This is a genomic window from Parapedobacter lycopersici (genome assembly GCF_024643285.1).
Taxonomy (GTDB): Bacteria; Bacteroidota; Bacteroidia; order Sphingobacteriales; family Sphingobacteriaceae; genus Parapedobacter; species Parapedobacter lycopersici.
In genome coordinates this window covers 1-19993 of sequence record NZ_JAMSLW010000008.1, presented here as the reverse complement: position 1 = coordinate 19993, position 19993 = coordinate 1, and the positions used below count along the sequence as shown (strand labels likewise).

The following is a 19993-nucleotide window of genomic DNA, read 5'->3' as shown; positions in this document are numbered from 1 at the left end:
GATATTGCAATACGCCCCCCTCAACTGAGCACTTTTAACGATGCAGGATGCACCTGAATATCCAGTGTCATATCCATTTCCTTGGGCTCACCGTCCACATGTACCGCATCGTTGGTTTCCCGGAGTATACGGATCCGCCGGCCCGGAATAATCTCCACGTATTCGGATTGGTCGGCGGTCTTATTAAAAAGATGAAACAGCATCATGGGAAATGTGTATAATGGAAATTTATGAATAATACAGACGTCCAAAACACCGTCATTTATCGAAGCCTGGGGTGCCACGTATGCATTATTCCCATACTGTGGGGAATTGGCTACGCTGATCATGAAGGCCTCCCGCTCAATCGTTTCTCCATCAATGGTCAGTGTATACTTTTTAGGCTTGTATGTGCTGATCTCGCTGATTACTGCTTTTAAATAACCAATGGGTCCCCGGATGTTGTCGTTGGCAAAGCGGTCACTTACCGATGCGTCAAACCCGATCCCTGCCATATTAAAGAAGAACTGCCCATTAATTGAACCGCAGTCTATCGTAAGACTCTCGTAGCGGCTCAGCCGTTTAATGGCTGCCCGTTCGTTGAGCGGGATACCGAGGTAAAGCGCCAACCCGTTCCCCGACCCTTCCGGCACAATACCCAGCCGCACATCGGTTCCTTTCAGGGCAGACGCTACTTCATTGATTGTCCCATCTCCGCCAACGGCCACCACCGCATCAATCCCTGCGGATACAGCTGCGGCACTGAGCTGATAAGCATGGCCCGGATGTTCGCTGACCGCAAATTCCACCACATATTGCTCTGGGTCGAGTTCTTCCAATATCCGCTTTTCAACATCCTTTTTTTTCTTTCCCCCCGATATCGGATTGATCACAAACAGCATGCGCTTTTTGTCTTCCATATAAGCAAATGTACCTCCAAAATATCATTTTCTCATCCGAATGAAATTTTTTCATCAAAAGATAACCTACCTGGGCCGCCCCATGCATTTTAACTTGCATATAAAAGTAACTTTATCTAAGTTTGCGCACATGAAATGTGGATCGATTTGCGTATGCTGGTCATGTCACCCGCATAGGATTGCAACCACGGTAAAAAAGTGCTAAAACCCACCGGTCGTTTGTTTTACACTACTTTTACCTCCCGATTACAAATTTCACAGCGCTTTGGTATTCGTTAAAGACAAGTATTGCTTATGCCCTATTTATTCACTTCAGAATCGGTTTCGGAAGGACATCCCGATAAAATTGCCGACCAGATATCGGACGCACTTATTGACAACTTCCTTGCGTGGGATGCTGATGCACGTGTTGCCATCGAAACATTAGTTACCACCGGGCAGGTGGTGCTGGCAGGTGAGGTGAAATCCAAAGTTTATCTGGATGTACAGAAGATCACCCGCTCGGTCATCGAACGGATCGGATACACAAAATCCGAATACATGTTTGAGGCCAATTCCTGCGGCGTCTTATCGGCGATCCATGAACAGTCTCCTGATATTAATCAGGGGGTTGACCGCAAGGAAAAACAGGAGCAGGGTGCTGGGGATCAGGGTATCATGTTCGGTTATGCCAGCAATGAAACCGAGAACCTGATGCCTCTGGCGCTTGACCTGGCGCACCGTTTACTATATGAGCTGGCGGCAATACGCCGGGAGCACAAAGAAATTACCTATCTCCGGCCGGATGCCAAAGCACAGGTAACGCTGGAATACGACGACAATCACAACCCGATCCGGATCGACGCCATTGTCGTGTCCACGCAGCACGATGATTTTGATAAGGAGGAACGCATGCTTGACCGCATTAAGTCAGACATTATTAATATACTCGTTCCCCGTGTAAAGGCACAGTTAAAACCCGAGCTACAACAGCTTTTTACTGCCGACATCAAGTACCACATCAATCCAACCGGTAAATTCGTAATCGGCGGACCCCACGGGGATACCGGCCTCACCGGGCGGAAAATTATCGTGGATACCTATGGCGGAAAAGGAGGTCACGGTGGTGGTGCATTCTCCGGTAAAGACCCTTCCAAAGTGGACCGATCAGCGGCCTATGCCACCCGGCATATTGCCAAAAATCTCGTGGCAGCAGGCGTAGCCGACGAAATACTGGTACAGATCTCCTATGCCATTGGCGTGAAAGACCCGATCGGTATCTATGTGAACACCTATGGAACGGCCAAAGTCGGTTTATCGGACAGCAAAATTGCCGAAAAAATCCACAGCCTGTTTGATATGACGCCGTATGGTATTGAAACGCGGTTGAAATTACGCAACCCCATTTATTCTGAAACAGCTGCATACGGGCATATGGGACGCGAACCGCAAACCGTTACAAAGACGTTCGAAAACAGCAATGGCGAAACAACCACACTCGAGGTGGAGCTGTTCACTTGGGAGAAACTGGATTACGTTGACCAGGTAAAGGTCGCTTTTGCCCTATAAGACAGCCGCTGAAGTTTCGACCTGGCGATTTACCTTTTTAACCAGTCCCTGAAGCACATTGCCCGGACCGACTTCAATAAATGAAGTTGCACCGTCCTCAATCATATGGATAACAGTTTGCGTCCAGCGAACGGCACCGGTGAGCTGTTCAATCAGGTTATGTTTAATATGCGCTGGATCGGTGTAAGCCTTTGCATCAATATTCTGATAAATCGGGCATACAGGTTGTTTAATCACCACCGCCTCAATTGCTTCCTGCAGTTCAATCTTGGCCGACTCCATCAATGGGGAATGGAACGCTCCTCCAACATTGAGTTTTAATGCCCGTTTCGCACCAGCTTCAAGTAACAGGGTGCAGGCGCGGTCTACACCTTCCAGGGTACCGGAAATAACCAGCTGGCCGGGGCAGTTATAGTTAGCCGGCACCACCACATCGCTAACCCGCTGGCAGATGTCCTCAACCGTAAAATCATCCAGCCCTAAAATCGCCGCCATCGTAGAGGGTTGTAGCTCACAGGCCTTCTGCATCGCATTTGCCCGCTTGGCCACCAATTGCAGTCCGTCGGCAAATGAAAGCGATCCCGCGGCTACCAGCGCGGAAAACTCGCCAAGTGAGTGACCGGCTACCATTTGCGGACGGAAGCCCTTACCGAGGGCTGCTGCTAAAATAACCGAATGCAGGAAAATGGCAGGCTGTGTTACCCGGGTCTGCTTCAGGTCTTCTTCCGTACCGGAAAACATAATGTCGGTAATGCGAAAACCCAAAATCTCGTTAGCCTGTTCAAACATCGCTTTTGTCGCGTCGCTGTGCTGGTATAAGTCCTGTCCCATACCTACAAATTGGGCGCCCTGCCCGGGGAATATGTATGCCTGCTTCATTATTTGCGTAATATAATCAGTAGATCAAGTTTGCCAAAGATACCATTTATTCCGGCACAAAACTCAACGAAGCAAGGTTCGCATCGTCAAAAATTTCGTTCGCGATGTGCATCAGCTGTGGTGCTGTCACCATATCTATTCTGGAAAACACCTCATCCAATGTCTGTACCCGGTTATCATCAAGCACATTTTTTGCAAGGGCGATGATAAGATTCAACCGGTTTTCCTCTCCCAGTGCAATCTGCCCTTTAAATTTGTGCTTGGCCTGGTGCAGCTGCATTACACCGAGTGGTTTCTCACGCAGTTTCCGCAGCTCGTTTGCCACCAATTTGCGCGCCTTAGTCACCTTCTCCTCATCCGTGCCGAAATAAATGTAAAAAAAGCCGGCATCTGAATAAGGTGTATAGTTGGATTCGATGGTGTATGCAATGCCGTATTTCTCCCTTATAATGAGGTTTAGCCGTGAACTCATCCCCATCCCGCCAAGCAGGTTATTGAGCAGCAACAGCCCGGTCTTATTTTCATTATGTGTAGCATATGCACGCCCGCCAATCATCTGATGTACCTGGTTAATGGGCTTAGTCAGCGTCAGCTGCTGGGGTAGGATGGCAGGGGGCGCGATCCGCCGGTTGACGCTTTCACGCTCCGGTATACTTCCGAAAATCCGTTCGGCCAGCCTTTCCACGCGCTTGAGCGGATAATTCCCACTAATACCAATAATCAGTTCATGCGTACTGTAGTGCTGCTGGACGAAACGCAGGATGTCTGTTTTGGAGAACGTGCGCAGGTCGGACGCTGTGCCAAGAATATTGTGTCCCAATGCATGTCCCTGGAATACCTGGTCCTCAAAGTCGTCCATTACTGACTCTTCGGGGCTGTCCTGGTAAGAGGCTATTTCATCCAGAATCACGCCTTTCTCCTTTTCCATCTCCTGCTCCGGAAAAACCGAATGGAACAGCAGGTCCTCAAACAGATCGAGGGTCCGCGCCAGATGCGGAAAAAGAAAAGAAGCGTGAATGCAGGTGTATTCCTTGGTCGTGTAGGCATTCAGATCACCCCCCACGGCCTCCAGCCGGTTTAACAGCTGATTGGTATTGCGCCTTTCTGTCTGCTTAAACAGCAAATGCTCAATAAAATGAGCCAGTCCGTATTTCCCTTCCGGCTCATCCCTGGCTCCAGCGTTAACAATCAGGCAGGCATGCGATACAGGGGATTGATTCTGGTGCAGCACAACCCGGATGCCGTTAGCTAAGTGAATAAGCGCGTAGTCCATAGCGGCGCAAGATAGCAAAAAAACGATTAGAACCGGACGCGCATTCCGTCGCCGCCACCATAGGGTCCACCCCCCCTTCCAGATCCGTCAGTACCCATACGACCACCGGCAAAATTAGAGAAGCGGTAAGAAAGTGTCAACATAAAATACCGCGCCAGCCGGTTGCTCCGGCTATCGGTAATGGTGTTGTCTATTACGTTGCGGGATATGTCGATCTGTTCATTAAGCAGGTCAAATGCCTGAAACCGGATGGCACCATTCCTCCCCCGCAGAAATTGCTTTTCGACATAGGTGTTAATAATCATGGGATTTGCCCCTACGGAGCTGCTATATCCATTGTTGCTGGTTTTTTCGAAATCCGCCCCCAGTATCCAGGTGGGAGTAAAGTTAACCGAGCCATTCAGGGTAACGGCCCAGGTCGAAACGTCGCGGTTGTTCCCTGATGAAACCGTGTTGCGGGTTGTATTGTATGTATATCGTACACCCGGAGAAATCTCAATGGTTTCCTTTGGATTATACCGGAAGCTAACGCCCTGCGAAAGCACCCAGTTTCGCGCAATATTCCTTTCTGTTGCAAAAGTGCCTGCCTCGCCTCCGGGCATCCCGGCGGTAGTATAAGATACGTTATTGTTATACGCAATCATGCCGTTAAACGACAGCGTATACGCGCGGTCTGCAAACGGCTTGGCAAAGTTATAAAACCCACGTGTATTGTAGAACCCATTGGTATTCAGGTATTCAATCGCCTGCACCAACCCGATGGAATCATCAATTGATGTAGTACGGTTGGTTACAATTTTGTCTTCAGCCAGCGAGCCCATCAGGCCGACAAAAAAGGAGGTGCCCTCCCCGATATTGAAGTTCCGGTAATTCAGCCGCAGTTCATGTGTAAATTCGGCAGCCAGATTTGGGTTCCCCGTTACCGGGGCGTTCGCATTGGAATAGTCGGTAAATGGCTGCAGCTGGGTAAAACCAGGCTCCGATGCCCTACCCGAATAGTTGACGTTGAACCGCTTCGTCCGCGACACTTCGTATTCCAGACGTGCCACGGGCATCCAATTAAACCCACTTCGGTTGATCGCAACGGCATTTCCGTCGATATCCCCGCTGCCACGCAGGAGGTTGGGCTGTGCGGCGATACCCAGGGAATAATTCCATTTATCTTTCTCATGCCGATAAGTAAGTGTACCCCTATGCGTATAGAAAGTATAATCATACACCCGGTTATTGTTATACTCGGGGTTATCGATGACCGCTCCATCACGGTCATATGCACGGGCATTGCGGTCATTATCGTAGGACGCAAAATTAAAGTCGTAGTTTACTTCGAGCCGACCATATTGTCCCATTGGTTCAATATAGGATACGGTGGCCCCTCCATTCAGGTTTTTGTTTTGCAGGTCGACCAAATGCTGCTGGTATACACTGTCCAGGGCCGCCGCGTCGGACACGTACGGCAGGCTGTTTATAATACGTTCCTGGTCCTGTTCAGTACTGGCAGTGTTCAGCGCAAAATTAACAAAGACGTTCCGGCCATTGTCGTTCAACCGCCGGTTATACAGCCCGCTAACACCGTAGGTCGGCGCATAGGAGTGGCTGATTTCTCTATTGGTCATGTCGTTAATAAGCTGCACATCCCGGCTGTTACTGCTCAGCGAAAAGTTGTTGGCCTGATTCTGTCTGAAAGAGAAGTTCGGGGAGAGTTTGATGTAATTCCGGTCATCCGGTTTGTATTCAACATTCCAGCTGAGGCGGTGATCGTTTCCAATGCTGCCGTTATTGCTATTGCTGGTTTTGTAAGTGGTTCCCTCAGCAAGTGTTGTTTCCTCAAATTCGTTACGCTGCATTGTATTGTCGGTATGCCCGAAACTGTACTCACCGTACATCGTCAGTTTTTCACTGAAGTCCTGCCGGTAATTGACACCGATCGATCCGGTATTGGTCAGCCCGTTGCGGTTCCAGCCGCCTCCTCCAAAGCCACGGCCGAAACTTCCGCCGCCCCGCATGCGCCGCGCACCCCCGCTGCGGGTATTAAAGTCAAACAGGTTGGCGTTTACATTATTCAGATTGGCAAGTACGGAAAGCTGTATGCCATCCTTAAATTTTCCGTAGGAGCCGGTCATTTGATACCGGTCCTGGGTGCCGCCCCCCACCCGGAAATTGCCAAAGTCGCCCGTATTGCGTTCGGGGGCTATCTCCAGGTTCAGTACCCGCTCGGGATCGCCGGTACGGTTCCCGGTCACATTTGCCATGTCCCCGTAATCATCCACAATCTGGATTTTCTCCACGATCTCGGCAGGCAGATTCTGAATGGCCGCTTTGATATCACCCCCGAAAAAATCCTTTCCGTTGATCCGTGCCCGGGTTACTGTTTCGCCCTGGGCGGTAACGTTGCCGTCCTTATCCACTTCCACCCCGTCCAGTTTTTTAAGGGCATCTTCCACCAGCGCACCTTCACGCAGGCGAAGGTCCTTCGTCGCGTATTCCAGCGTATCTTCTTTCACTGTAATGGGGGCTACTCCAGTGACAGCTACTTCAGCGAGCAGCAGGCTCGACTCACTCAGCATCAATGGAAGCGCCAGTTCATTGTCGCCAGGCTTAAAGGCATGGACCTGTCGGAGCGTATCATATCCCAGGCTCGTCACCGTAAGTGTAAACTGGGTGCCTTTGATGTTATTAAACGAAAACAGGCCACCCGCCCCCGTGCTCGTCTGAACCGAGTCTATAGGCGATACCAGTCTCACCGAAGCACCGACAACTGCGTCGCCGTTCTGGTCACTTAATGTTCCCTGTACCCGTTTATAGGTTTGTGAAAAGCCCGGAAAACCGAGCAGCAAAAGCGAAGCCGCCAGCAGGACAGCTGTTAAGGCGCGCTTTACGGTTGATTGATCTTTTTTTATCATTTAGATTCAGCATAAACTATTCCTTAGCCAGTGGCGAAACAATCCATACACCGGGTTCCTCACGCGGTTTGGATGGTGTTTGCTGCCCATAGCCATAAGGATATCCGTACCCGTAGGGATATCCATATCCGGGATAACGACCGCGCATACCGTTGCTCATTCCCGTATTTTTGGACATAATCAGTCCATTTATTTTCACGTTAAACGCCAATTCGCTGTTGGTTTCCGCTGAAACACTCAGCTGGTGTAAAGGCACCGCAATTTCCACGCAGAGGGCATCTGCCGAATCTATGGCCGCCCGGGCCTCAATACCATACGTGTTGTCCAGTGAGATCTGTCCGTCAAGCAGGCCCTCGAACCGCAGGACATAAATTGCACGGATAGCCTGAAGTGCCCCGCGCCGCATATCTTCCGGCCGGTCGTTATTATCGGCCGACATGATCGAACGGAATGCAATCCTGTCAGCAACCGGAAAAACCACCGTAGGTCCTTCGCGCTTCTTTCCCTGTGGGTTAACCATTAGGCTGAGCCCCTGTGACAGCGCCCGTACCTGTTGTTCTTTGTCCGGCACACGCATGGCCACGATAAGCCGGTCGCGGTCATTTTTAAGCTGGTATTGCAGCCCCTGCGAGCCATGCTCATAAAGCAGGGTATCCCCCCAGTCGTCCAGCCGCCCGTCAATAACCAGATCGGTCGCCCAATCCAGGGTCTGCTGGGTATTGCCCTTATTCCGTTGTGCATGACCAGCGGTGATTCCACTGACCATCAACAGCAATATAAGGCAGCCGGTTAAGTTCATCTTGTTCATGGTAAAGTGTGTTTTTGACGACATGGCATTTCTTAAGTTTAATTGTATAAGAATTATTACACAGTGCAGCAAGACTTCCGGTCATGCGGAACCTTCTTTGCTTGATTGCTCACAATAAAAATATAATTTTGTCTCGCAAGTAACGAAACACCTCCGATAAATGCTACGCTCCACACACCAGGACATATTAATAGAGGCGGGCTGCGATGAAGCGGGACGTGGCTGCCTGGCAGGACCGGTCTACGCGGCGGCCGTTGTATTTGCCAAGGATTTTCAACACGACATACTGACGGATTCCAAGCAGCTGGCCGCTTCCCAACGGTACACTTTGCGCAACATCATCGAAGAGCAGGCGCTCGCCTGTGCCGTAGCCAGCGTAAGTGCGGCTGAAATAGACCGGATTAACATCCACAATGCGTCATACCTGGCCATGCACAAGGCACTGGATGCGCTGAAGATCAAGGCGGAGTATATTTTAGTGGATGGCAATCGGTTTATTCCTTATCGGCAAACACCGCACTGCTGCATCGTTAAGGGTGATGGCAAATACCTTTCCATTGCCGCTGCGTCTATCCTCGCCAAGACCTACCGCGACGATTATATGGACGGGCTGGCTGGCGAGTTTCCCCAATACGGGTGGATACATAACAAGGGATATCCTACGGTACAGCACCGGAGTGCGATCCTGGAGCACGGTTATACGCCTCACCATCGTCGGACATTCCGCGTAAGTGACCCCCAACTGAAGCTATTTTAACGGTGATGTTGTTGTCCGGTATCCGTGCAGTCCGTAAAAAACAAGGTATACGTAACAGCACAACGGGAGCATAAAGGCAATTGTCCACGTAAATTCATCTTTCAGTAACCCCTGCAAATACGGGATTACAGCCCCACCAACAATAGCCGAAGATAGCAATCCCGAAGCCTGTGTGGTGTATTTTCCAAGCCCTTTCACTGCCAATGAAAAAATAATGGCAAACATGACTGAATTGAAGAGCCCCACCGATACCATTGTCCATACGGCCACCTGTCCGGTCGACTGGATAGCGGTCAAAATCAGCAGCAGTGCCATCGTTGCCGTTCCGGCCAATACCCGCTGCGGTTTAATCCACCGCAGTAATACTGCACCAATCAACCGACCGACCAGCATGCCTCCCCAATAGAGCGCAACATAATTATTTGCCTGATGTTCGTCAATCAGCAGCGTATCTGCAATGTAGTTCGTCAGAAAAGTCCCAATAGCCACCTCAGCACCCACATAGACAAAAATGCCGATCGTGCCCAGGTTCAGGTTACGGAAGGAAAAAATACGCCTGGAAGGCTGGTCCCTGTCCTGTTGTGCGTCGTCAGCCGCGGTCACCTTAGGTAATGCCAGGCGAGCCAGTACCAGTGCGATCACAAGAAGTGTCAGCCCAATGCCCAGGTAGGGTGTACTCACTGCATCGCTGGCCCCTCCGGAATCGCCCAGACGTGATAAAATAAAATGCGCACCGAACAAAGGTGCCGTCGTGGTGCCCAGCGAACCCACACCCTGAATAAGCGTCAACCTGGAGGATGCCGTTTCCGGCGGACCAAGTACGGTGATATACGGATTCGCTGCGACCTGCAACAATACAATACCGATGGCGAGTACGAAAAGTGCAGCGAGGAAAAGGCTGTATTCGTGCCAAATGGAAGCCGGATAAAACAGAAATGCACCAACCCCCGCGACAGCAAAACCGAACACCATACCCCGCTTATAGCCTACTTTTTCCACCATCCTTCCCGCAGGTATGGAAAAGAGGGCGTAGGTCAGGAAAAAATAAAACTGCACCAATGCGGATTCGGCATAGCTTAAGGTAAAACCAGCTTTAAAAAAAGGCACCAGCGTGTCGTTCAGGCAGGTAATAAAGCCCATCATGAAATACAATACCGCCAGGGCGATTAACGCCGGGGTATAATGCCTGTCCGATACGGTCTGGCCTGTCGGTATGTTTTGATGGGGGAGCAATGCCATGCTGGGGTCGGATTAGCGTGATCGCTTTGCTGAAATGGCATCCATGGTATCCCCAAGCTGCAGCAGGCCGCGGGGCACGTGAAAACACCCTTTCCATTTACCGCCTTTCAGGGGTAAAAGTACCTCGCCGCGCCTGTTCAGGTAGCCAAACCACTCTCCGTATTCCGGATCGGAAAAATGCCGGTAGGTATATTCATGCAGTGTGTTAAACCAGTCGCGGCACTGGGTGTTATCCGTCAGCAACCAAGCCTTAGCCATACAGATCATGGCCTCGATATGTACCCACCACAGCTTCTGATCCCATTCGAGCTGCTGTGTCGGATGCCCCTTGATATCCTTAAAATATAAAATGCCGCCGTGCTCCGTATCCCATCCGAAGTCCAGTGCGCGCAGGGCAATGGCAACTGCTTTGGCGATCAATTCCGGATCATTCCTTCGCACAGCCAGATCCATCATAAACCACATGGCCTCCAGCACATGGCCCGGATTCACCAGGCGGCCATCGAACGAATCACTAAAACTGCCGTCGGCATATACATTTTCAAGAATCAGTCCGCTGTCCGGCTGATAAAACACATTCATTACCTCGTGGATCACCTCATCAATGAGGGTTTCCACCAGCTGGCGATCAAGAATATGTTCCAGCTCCACCGACAGATTACTCAATATCATCGGCAGCGAAAAGCCCTTCAGATCGCGTGTCCCTGGATATTGTTTGTTGTATTTACCCTTGGTATTATCCCTGCGGGCGATGATATTCAAGAATGTCTGCCGTGCAATTTCCCCATACTGGTCCTCATTTGTCGCGGAATACAGAGCGCCAAGCCCCATTGCCGCAAAACAATCAGAGAAAATATTATAGGGCTGCACCAGCGGCCGTCCTTCCCGGTTCAGCGCGAAGTAAAAATTTCCCGTTTCATCTCTACCGTTCTTCAACAGGAAATCCGCGCCATGCTGGGCAAATTCCAGCCATTCCGGGCGCCGTTCCACCTGATTGTATAAGGTAGACAGCATCCAGACCTGCCTTCCCTGCAACCAGATAAACTTATCCGTATCAAACACCTTTCCCTGCCGGTCCAAACAGGTAAAATAGCCGCCCTTTTCATCCCTGGAATGGGCCAGCCAGAAAGGCATTACATCAGTGAGTAAGCTCGCTTTATAAATTTTGCTGTAATCGCTACTGTTCATGTCTTATTAGTTCCGTTGGTTAAGCCTGTTCTGTCCGCCGCCGCCTTTCCAGCCAGACCGCTCCTCCCGCACCCAGTACCAGCAATAACGATGCGGCTAGTGAAATACTTTCCCCGGCGTAATAAGACTGCGGTTCAAATTTAAATTCAACCTGATGGTTGCCTCCGGGTAATTGTACTGCCCGTAACAGGTAATTCGCGCGGACAATCGGCAGCTCCTTACCGTCTACATAGGCTTTCCAGCCCTTATCATACCATACCTCCGAAAACACAGCAAGTGCGTCATCGGACGCCGTGTACTCATAAACGAGGTGGTCCGGGCGGTAAGCCGTCAGTCTGATGTTCGCTTCCGCGGGAGCGGTGAGTTTCTTTTCATCGAGCAACGGCTTAAATTCCGCATGGATAAATGCCTCCTTAAGCGGGTTAAACCCGTTGATTGCCTGCATCTCCGCTTCATTGTCTTTCACAAAGGCAGCCTGCCCGACAAACCAGGCATTTCCCGCAGCCGTGCTTCGCCGCTGTATCCGTTCGTTGCCCTGGTTGTCCCTCGTAATCAGGTAGCGTGTGTTGAGCATATCCAGCACATCCTCATTGATTGCCGATGAAAATTGCCGTTCAATCAGTTCCTGATAACGCATCAGTTTGGCCGCGTGATACCCACCGATGGATTTGTGGAAATAAGACGCCCGTGCATCGGCGAATGGATTGGTGGTCAGGTCGAGTACCCGGTAGTTCGGATCCTTATCCATCCGGATGAGCCTATCCACTTCCCGCTCCACGTTGAACTGTCGGTTTAGCTGCAGCCGATCAGTAAAGTTAGCCGCGTTCAGGTACCGCCGGTCTACCCCCCATAAGTCGATCAATGTGACCACACCAAGCAGAATCACCGCTGTCGTACTTTTCAGCTTTTGCTTAACCAGCAGCCACACCAGCCCAAAGGTGATCAGAATCACAAGCAGTGAGCGGAACCCATCTGCCTGTGCCAGGCCTGCGCGGTCTTTTACCAGCGCGGCCACCAGCTCGTTGGCAAGTGTATTGTCCTGTAGTTGTTGTGCATACGATTGGATAACCTCCTGATGATTGGTGGCCTTAAAGCTCAAAAACAAGCCAGGCAGTACAGCAATCAGCAGCGTAACTCCCCCAACACCGCCCAACACATACAGTAGCTTCTTCTCCAGGTTCTTTTGCTGGTTTCCGTTCGTTATAAGTTCATTGATGGCCAGGACAGCCAATACCGGCACCAGCAGTGCCGCGATCACTAGAATGGATTCCACCGCACGGAATTTATTATACAGTGGGAAATAGTTAAAAAAGATATCCGAAACCAGGGAGAAATGCCGGCCGAAGGAAAGCAGCAATACGAGCAGCGTAGTACCCAGCAGCCACCATTTCAACCGGCCACGCACGATCACAGCGCCGAGTACAAAAAGGAAGACGATGCCCGCGCCGAAATACCAAGGACCGGAAGTAAAGGGTTTTTCTCCCCAATAAGCCGGAATGCTGGCCGCAGCGTCCGGTGAAATACCGTTGTTCATCAGTATGCGGCCGACCTCGGAGTCTGCATCCAGGTGCGTTGTCATTCCGCCTCCATAAGCGTTAGGCACCAAAAACGTCAGGCTTTCTCCCACGCCCTGGCTCCACTGATAGGCATAATCGCGGCTGACCCCATTATCCGACCGCTCCATGCTTTGCGTGGCCAGGTTTGCCCGCCCGCGTATCGACTCTTTACTATACTCGTAAGTTGGCCATAACAACGATGCATTAACGGCCAGCGCCAGCACCACGGCAGCTGCCTGGTATCCAAGGGCACGGCCAAAATCCAGTAGCCGCTTTTCCCGGACAGCGCGGTAAAGTTCCATCCCTACCAGAACAAGTGCGGCCAGAAACAGGTAGTAGGTTACCTGTATGTGATTGACCCGGATCTCAAGTGCCATGGCAAAAGCCAGGATTACTGCGCCCAGCAGGTATCGCCCGCGAAAGGCCAGGATGATGCCGGCGAGAATAGGGGCCATAAATGCGATAGCGTAGGTTTTATTGGCGTGGCCTGCTTCAATATAAATGAAATTATAAGACGAAAACGCAAAAGCGACAGCTCCAAGCGCCGCCAACCAGGGTTTTACCCGCAGCACGCCAAATAACAGGTATGACCCCAGCAGATACAATAGTAATACGTCAATCGGATGAGGGAACGCCCACTTGAAGCCCCGCAATATATACGTGGTGATGTTGCTGGGCAGATCGATCAGCACCTGATAAGAGGGCATGCCGCTGAACATCGAGTTCGTCCATAAAGGCATGTCGCCATCCCGCTCCTGGATCGTGAGGATTTCCTGTTGCCCTGCCTGGGCCTGCAATACGTCATGCTGGAAGAGTACTTTCCCCTGCCAGGCAGGCGTAAAATAAAGAAAGCTCATCGCGATGAACAGCCCGATAACGGCCAGATGGGTAGCATTGTTGTTAAACCAGGTTTTCATGTATCCTCAATTGGTTGTGATTAACGAAGTGCCAAAAGTAGCGATTTGATTTGAGATACACGCAATCACTCCCCCTTTTGAATCAGTCGATTGATGTCCTTCAATTCGCCGAAAAGCACCAGAATATCGCCCGCCGCCAAAACGGTGTCGGACTGGGCAATGCCGGTCGCCTCCTTGGCTCCGTTCACCTTGCTTTCGCCCTCTTCTGCCGTGATTTTAAGCGTGGTCAGCACAATAACCCGGTATTTATTGGTCAGGTTGGCTTCGCGCAGGCTCATCCCGATGTACTTGTCGGGTACCTTGGTTTCAATAATACTGTACTTTTCCGAGACCTTAAAGGAGTCGACGATGTCAATATTGTCCAGCCGCATGGCCAAGCGCCCCGCAGCGTCCTCCTCCGGCATAAGGTACTCACCGATGTCCATGGCCTCCAGCACCGTCTTTTGCAGATCGGACACAACCCGCCCTACAATCCGCTTGACCCCCAGTTGTTTCAGCAGTGCTGTGGTCAGCAACGAAGCGCCTTCATCCTCGCCGATGGCCACCACCACTGCGTGGGCGTCCTTAAGCGGCAAGGCACTTACAGCGTCAACATCGGTACTGTCCATGCATACTGTGTGGGTAATTTTTTCCTTAAGCTGTTCAACCTTCGCCATTTTATTGTCTGCGCCAATGACTTCATGGCCCAGTTCAGTAAGACGTATGGCGAGTGCCTTGCCGAAATTTCCTAAACCCAATACGATGTATTTCATACGATTGACCGATTAAAACAGGACTTTCTCCTGCGGATATTCATAACTTCTGTTCTTGGTATTTTTGATCAGGGCAACCAGTAGGGTAAGCATGCCCACCCTACCCGTAAACATACAGCAGGTCAGTACTACCTTACCGGCATCGCTGAGCTGTGGAGTGATCCCCACACTCAGGCCGCAGGTGGCGTAGGCCGAAAAACTTTCAAAGGCTATTGCCCATAGCCCCTGGTTCCCGTCGGTGATCGACAGGGCAAGAATCGTGAGACCAATAGCAAAAAACGAAAGAAAAATAATGGCAAAGGCCTTGTTTACTGAATCACCGGACACCTTGCGGCCGAATATTTCGAGGTTATCCTTCCCCCTGGCCAAGTTGAGCACATTGAGCACCGCTACGGAAAATGTCGTGGTCTTGATGCCACCTCCCGTGGAACCGGGTGAGGCCCCGATCCACATCAGAAACATCATGATCAGCAGCATCGGAAAAGACAGTCCGCCGGTATCGGTTACATTGAAGCCCGCTGTCCGGGCGCTGTTACCCGTAAAAAAGGCCGCGACCCATTTACCCCAAAGGGAGGGATGCTCGGCCAGTGCATGGTCATACTCCAATATAAAGGTCATTATTGTCGAGAAAATGAATAACGCCAGGGTGGTCCAGACCACCAGCCGGGTATTAAAACTGATCACCCATGCCCGATAGGTAAAAGGCTGCCCGTGAATGACCCGTTTAAAAACATTAACAATCCAGCGCTTGACGAAGGTATAGATGTTGAATACGATACCAAAACCCAGTCCCCCCACGATAAACAACGCGGCCACGGCCACCTGCAGCTCGTAGTTATAACGGAACAGTGGATGATGAAGTCCACCTGAAGCGAGGGAAAACCCGGCGTTGCAGAATGCGGAAACGGCATGGAATACGGCGAAAAAAATGCGCTCTCCAGTCGACGAAAACGTGGCCGGATCAATGGAAAAGAAAATAAAAACTGCGCCGATTGCCTCAAAAATAAGCGTAACAAATATGATCTTCAATAAGGTACTGATCACCGAACCTACCTTATTGTGCCCTAAGAACTCGCTGTACATGAGCTGGTTTTTATACGAAAACCCGCCCGCAAAAAAATAGCCGAAAAAACCGGTAAAGGTCATGATACCCAGCGCGCCAAGCTGCATCAGCACCAGGATAACCGTATGCCCGAATCCCGTAAACCGTGTGGCGATGTCAACGGTGGACAACCCGGTGATGCATACCGCACTCGTCGACATGAAAAGGGCATCAACAAAAGACAATGGCTGCTGCCAGGTGGTTTTGGGTAGCATGAGCAGCAAGGTTCCCACTAAAATGAGCACCAGAAAACTGATGACAAAAAGGATCGTGGGGTTAAAGTAAAAATTATCGAAAAACAGGCTGCTTTTTGACAGTTCGGTCAGGAATACCGCAAAAATGCCCAGGTAAATCCATTCGTCCTGCTGCAGAAACGAAAGCAGCGGGTGTTCATTTGATCGCCCCAAAGCAACGACGAGAAAATAAACAGCCAGCAGTAACCCACCGTAATGGGCCACGCCGACTTTCCGTGCCACCACCATGGAAAACACCAGCCGGAATAACCCAAGGGCGAAAAGACCGTAAAACAGCCAGACGATGACCGTGGTCACCTGCTGGGCGGTTACCTGGTCCGTATTGTACCCCAGGTGAAACAACACCACCAACACACACCCCAGGCTGCTGTACAACATAGCCCGGTCGATTATTTTCCCCCGATATTTAAAAATATATTTTAGTGTGTTTAGCATGCATCTGCTACCGCTCCACCAGTGCGATTTCGTAAAGCTTATTCCAATTTTTGCCGGTCACAAAAAGACGGTCGCCCTTCCGGTCATAGGCAATGCCATTCAATTCATTGTCAATTTCCTCTTTGTTCGGATAAATGCCGATCAGGTTTATCTCTCCTTCTACTGCTCCGCTTGCAGGGTCAATGATTACAATAATGTCCTGCTGGTAAATATTGGCGTATATCTTTCCGTCTATCCACTCCAGTTCATTGATACTGTTTACAGGGCCTTTGCTGTTATATACTTCTATGAATCCCTCTTCGGCAAAAGATGCAGCATTCAGAAAGTACAGCCGGCTGCTGCCATCCGACTTAATAAGCCGGCTGCCATCGTAACAAAGCCCCCAGCCTTCCGGGCTTTGGCCGTAGGCAAATTCGCCGGTCTTGGCAAAAGTCTGCTTGTTATAAACAAAGCCCACTTTTTCGAGGTATGTAAGTTGGACGATCCGGTCGCCCATGATCGTCATCCCCTCACCGAAAAACCGATCATCCAGGTTAATCCGCTGCACGACTTCTCCCGTCTGATAAGCCACCTTACGCAGCGACGATTTTCCGCGTAGCCCCGTGCTTTCGTAAAGATAGCCGTTTTCGTATTCAAGGCCCTGGGTAAATGCCTCGGGATCATGTGGGTATTCATGGATTACATTGAAGCCATACCGCTTGGGCGGGTGGGGCACAACCACGATATTGCTGTAGGCCACCTGTTCCTTGCCATCGTGATAAAGCCGGGCACTGAGCGTCCGGTTCCCGAAGGCGGCTTCCCGCGTTTCCAGGCTAACCACACTGCTATCCGTCCTGCGGGCAAGCACTTCGTCGTCTATCGCATACACCACCGAATCGATGGCCGAAAGATTGTCCGGAAATTCAAGTTTAAGTGACAGGACATCACCGACGTTCACCATGGTACCCGCAGTGGGCGACGAGAAGCGGAATTTCGCTGTTTTCTTCTGTGTATTGCATGAAGCAACCAGCGCAACAAGTACCGCCCCGAGATAAATCAATTTATTCATGTTCGCAAACTTAGCTATATATTTTACACTTAGTCGGGCCAAAAGGCATCTTTTATCAGCTCGGTTCGATACGATTTGCGGTCCGCTGAATACAGGACAGAAACCACATCAAAACGAATCTCTCCTTCGTGGCGGTGTGCCTGGATGTACCGTTCGGCTGCACGCGTTAACCGGCCCTGTTTTACCCAGTCCACCGCCTCATACGGCATCCCAAAGTTGCTGCTCAGGCGCGTTTTTACTTCGACAAATACCAAGTGGTCGCCATCACGGGCAATGATGTCAATCTCCAGGTGCTTATGCCGCCAGTTCAGGCAGATTACCTCGTATCCCCGCTGCTTGAGCAGCTGTACGGCGATAGCCTCTCCGTTACGGCCCTTTTGCTGGTTACCATGCATTATTTTATCACGATCGTCCCCAGTTTTTCAGCAATCAATTTGGAGACTTCCTTTATTTTTTGATAGTTGCCCATGAGTGCCGCAAGCTGCGTCGGGTCGGTTTCTTCTTTCATGGCTTCACGGAGTTGGCCGAGCTGTTGTTCGACCTTTTTCTTTTTGATGCGGAATATGGCATGATAAACCAGGTCTTCCAGCCGTTCTGACTCGTGCGAAACGTATATTTTGCGCTTCTCATCATTCCAGTTGGGGCTGAGGCTGTATTTCATGGACAGCAGCTCGACAGCCAGGTCGGCAACGGCACGGTCGGCGTGGCCGACAAACACCCGCTCGCCCGGAAGCTCATTCCGCGTGATATGCGCTTTATAGGTGTCGATGATGGTCATGCATGCCGGATCTTCAAATACCACGTCATGCAGCCCGCTCAGCAGCAACGGGGCAACCGGGATGTCACCGTCGGCCTCCCAGGCAGCTGGCTGGCTTCCGTAATTCAACAGGATCCGGATAATTTCACGTTCCTGCAGCAGGATGGAATTCACTCCGGAATCCGGTATCGGCTCCGTGGCTGGAAAGGCTTCCGGATATACAGCCGAAGGGGGGCGTTCCTCCGCGGCCGGCTCACGGGGCCGTTTCTTCGCATGTCCAATACGTATTTTATTGAGTTCCGCAATGAGAATGCGTTCCTCCATATCAAGCAGCGTGCTGCACTCCCGGATGAACACCGAGGCCTTAATGGCATCGGGAATCAGTGCAATGCTGGCTACCACATCATGAATCACTTCTGCGCGCCTCACCGGGTCGTTCCCGGCATCCCGTAGCAACACCTGGGTTTTATATGCAATGAAGTCCTGCCGGTGTGTGGCGATGTATTGGGTAAAGGCTGCCGATCCGAATTGCTGCACATAAGAGTCCGGGTCATTGCCGTCCGGAAACAGCAGCACCTTGACATTCATCCCCTCTTCCAGCAGCATGTCGGTACCACGCAGCGAGGCCTTAATTCCTGCCGCATCCCCGTCATAAAGAATGGTCACATTGCTTGTATAGCGGGAAATCAACCGGATCTGGCCCGTCGTCAATGACGTGCCGGACGAAGCGACCACGTTTTCAACACCTGCCTGGTGCATGGAAATAACATCGGCATACCCTTCCACCAAATAGCAGTGATCGGCTTCAACAATGGCCTTTTTCGCAAAGTACAACCCATACAGCACGTCCGATTTATGGTAGATTTCGCTTTCGGGTGAATTGACGTATTTCGCCGCCTTTTTATCGGTCTTCAGTATACGGCCGCCAAAACCGAGGACCCGGCCGGTGAGGTTATGGATCGGAAAGATAACACGCCCGCGAAAACGGTCATATACACCGCCGTCATCCTTTCGGATCACCAGGCCGGTCGCCTCCAGAAATTCGTCTTTATAACCCGCCGTCTTTGCCTGGTCGTACAATGCCGTCCAGGCTTCCGGCGAATAACCCAGTTCAAACTTACGGATGATGTCATCCCGGTAGCCGCGCTCCCGGAAATAATTGAGCCCAACAGTCTGGCCTTCCCCCGTGTCCCACATCGATCCGGAAAAAAACCGGCCTGCCCAGCCCGTGACAATAAACAGGCTCTCCCGCCGGTCCTGGGCAGCGAGCTGCTCGGGTGTTCTTTCCGTTTCCTCGACAGCAATGTGGTACTTCCCCGCGAGGTAACGGAGGGCCTCCGGATAGGAATACTTTTCGTGCTCCATAACGAAACGCACCGAATCCCCCCCGGCGCCGCAACCGAAACATTTGTATATGCCCTTGCTTACCGACACATTAAAGGATGGCGTTTTCTCGTTATGGAACGGACATAAGCCAATCAGTGATGTCCCCCTCTTTTTAAGGTCTACAAAATCACCTACCACCTCCTCGATGCGGGCAGCGTCCAGTATTTTATCGACTGTTTCCTGTTTGATCAAAGCTATTCTTCCTGTTTGGCAAGGTAAAATTAAGGATTTTTTTATTTTTGCTGGCATGAACATCACAAACATCTGCTGCATCGGGGCGGGCTATGTCGGG

15 protein-coding genes are annotated in these 19993 nt (G+C 51.0%); 2 read left to right on the top strand and 13 right to left on the bottom strand.

Features of this window, described 5'->3' with window-relative positions; genetic code table 11:
• Window positions 1–20: 20 nt before the first annotated feature.
• The gene (locus NEV57_RS15140; RefSeq protein WP_257659191.1) at window positions 21–899 is read right to left on the bottom strand and encodes a diacylglycerol/lipid kinase family protein; all 879 of its coding nucleotides are present in this window, start codon (window positions 897–899) and stop codon (window positions 21–23) included.
• A 294-nt stretch (window positions 900–1193) separates the two neighbouring features.
• On the opposite strand from NEV57_RS15140, the gene metK reads away from it, so the two are divergent.
• Window positions 1194–2447 carry a methionine adenosyltransferase gene (metK, locus tag NEV57_RS15135; protein ID WP_257659190.1) on the top strand — a complete coding sequence of 418 codons (1254 nt, stop codon included), beginning with the start codon at window positions 1194–1196 and terminating at the stop codon, window positions 2445–2447.
• On the opposite strand, the gene fabD is transcribed toward metK, so the two are convergent.
• The 4 genes from fabD to NEV57_RS15115 are packed head-to-tail and all read right to left on the bottom strand — an operon-like array spanning window position 2442 to window position 8310.
• Entirely contained in the window at window positions 2442–3326 is an 885-nt protein-coding gene (gene fabD / locus NEV57_RS15130) for an ACP S-malonyltransferase (protein WP_257659189.1), read from the bottom strand. The two genes, metK and fabD, sit on opposite strands and share 6 nt — an antisense overlap.
• Before the next feature lie 46 nt (window positions 3327–3372).
• Entirely contained in the window at window positions 3373–4599 is a 1227-nt protein-coding gene (locus NEV57_RS15125) for a M16 family metallopeptidase (protein ID WP_257659188.1), read from the bottom strand.
• A 26-nt stretch (window positions 4600–4625) separates the two neighbouring features.
• Window positions 4626–7502, bottom strand: coding sequence for a TonB-dependent receptor (locus tag NEV57_RS15120; protein WP_257659187.1), 2877 nt, complete (start codon window positions 7500–7502; stop codon window positions 4626–4628).
• 16 nt (window positions 7503–7518) lie between these two features.
• A complete protein-coding gene (locus NEV57_RS15115; RefSeq protein ID WP_257659186.1) occupies window positions 7519–8310 on the bottom strand; it encodes a sulfur globule family protein in 792 nt (263 codons plus the stop codon).
• A 160-nt stretch (window positions 8311–8470) separates the two neighbouring features.
• Here NEV57_RS15115 and rnhB point away from each other — a divergent pair, with 160 nt between their 5' ends.
• The gene (rnhB, locus tag NEV57_RS15110) at window positions 8471–9067 is read left to right on the top strand and encodes a ribonuclease HII (RefSeq protein ID WP_257659185.1); all 597 of its coding nucleotides are present in this window, start codon (window positions 8471–8473) and stop codon (window positions 9065–9067) included.
• Here rnhB and NEV57_RS15105 read toward each other — a convergent pair.
• From NEV57_RS15105 to dnaG, 8 genes are all read right to left on the bottom strand, one after another.
• Window positions 9059–10306 (bottom strand): sugar MFS transporter, encoded by a 1248-nt coding sequence (locus NEV57_RS15105; RefSeq protein WP_257659184.1) that lies wholly within the window; start codon window positions 10304–10306, stop codon window positions 9059–9061. The genes rnhB and NEV57_RS15105 overlap by 9 nt on opposite strands.
• 12 nt (window positions 10307–10318) lie before the next feature.
• Window positions 10319–11494, bottom strand: coding sequence for a n-acyl-d-glucosamine 2-epimerase (locus NEV57_RS15100; protein WP_257659183.1), 1176 nt, complete (start codon window positions 11492–11494; stop codon window positions 10319–10321).
• A 19-nt stretch (window positions 11495–11513) separates the two neighbouring features.
• Complete coding sequence (locus tag NEV57_RS15095) at window positions 11514–13967, bottom strand: YfhO family protein (RefSeq protein WP_257659182.1); 2454 nt, start codon at window positions 13965–13967, stop codon at window positions 11514–11516.
• A gap of 65 nt (window positions 13968–14032) precedes the next feature.
• The gene (locus NEV57_RS15090) at window positions 14033–14719 is read right to left on the bottom strand and encodes a potassium channel family protein (protein ID WP_257659181.1); all 687 of its coding nucleotides are present in this window, start codon (window positions 14717–14719) and stop codon (window positions 14033–14035) included.
• A 12-nt stretch (window positions 14720–14731) separates the two neighbouring features.
• A complete protein-coding gene (locus NEV57_RS15085; protein ID WP_257659180.1) occupies window positions 14732–16453 on the bottom strand; it encodes a TrkH family potassium uptake protein in 1722 nt (573 codons plus the stop codon).
• Between the two features lie 64 nt (window positions 16454–16517).
• Entirely contained in the window at window positions 16518–17558 is a 1041-nt protein-coding gene (locus tag NEV57_RS15080; protein ID WP_257659179.1) for a glutaminyl-peptide cyclotransferase, read from the bottom strand.
• A gap of 29 nt (window positions 17559–17587) precedes the next feature.
• Entirely contained in the window at window positions 17588–17953 is a 366-nt protein-coding gene (locus NEV57_RS15075) for a YraN family protein (protein WP_257659178.1), read from the bottom strand.
• Entirely contained in the window at window positions 17953–19893 is a 1941-nt protein-coding gene (dnaG, locus tag NEV57_RS15070) for a DNA primase (protein ID WP_257659177.1), read from the bottom strand. Before dnaG ends, NEV57_RS15075 begins: the two co-directional genes overlap by 1 nt.
• Between the last annotated feature and the right edge of the window lie 100 nt (window positions 19894–19993).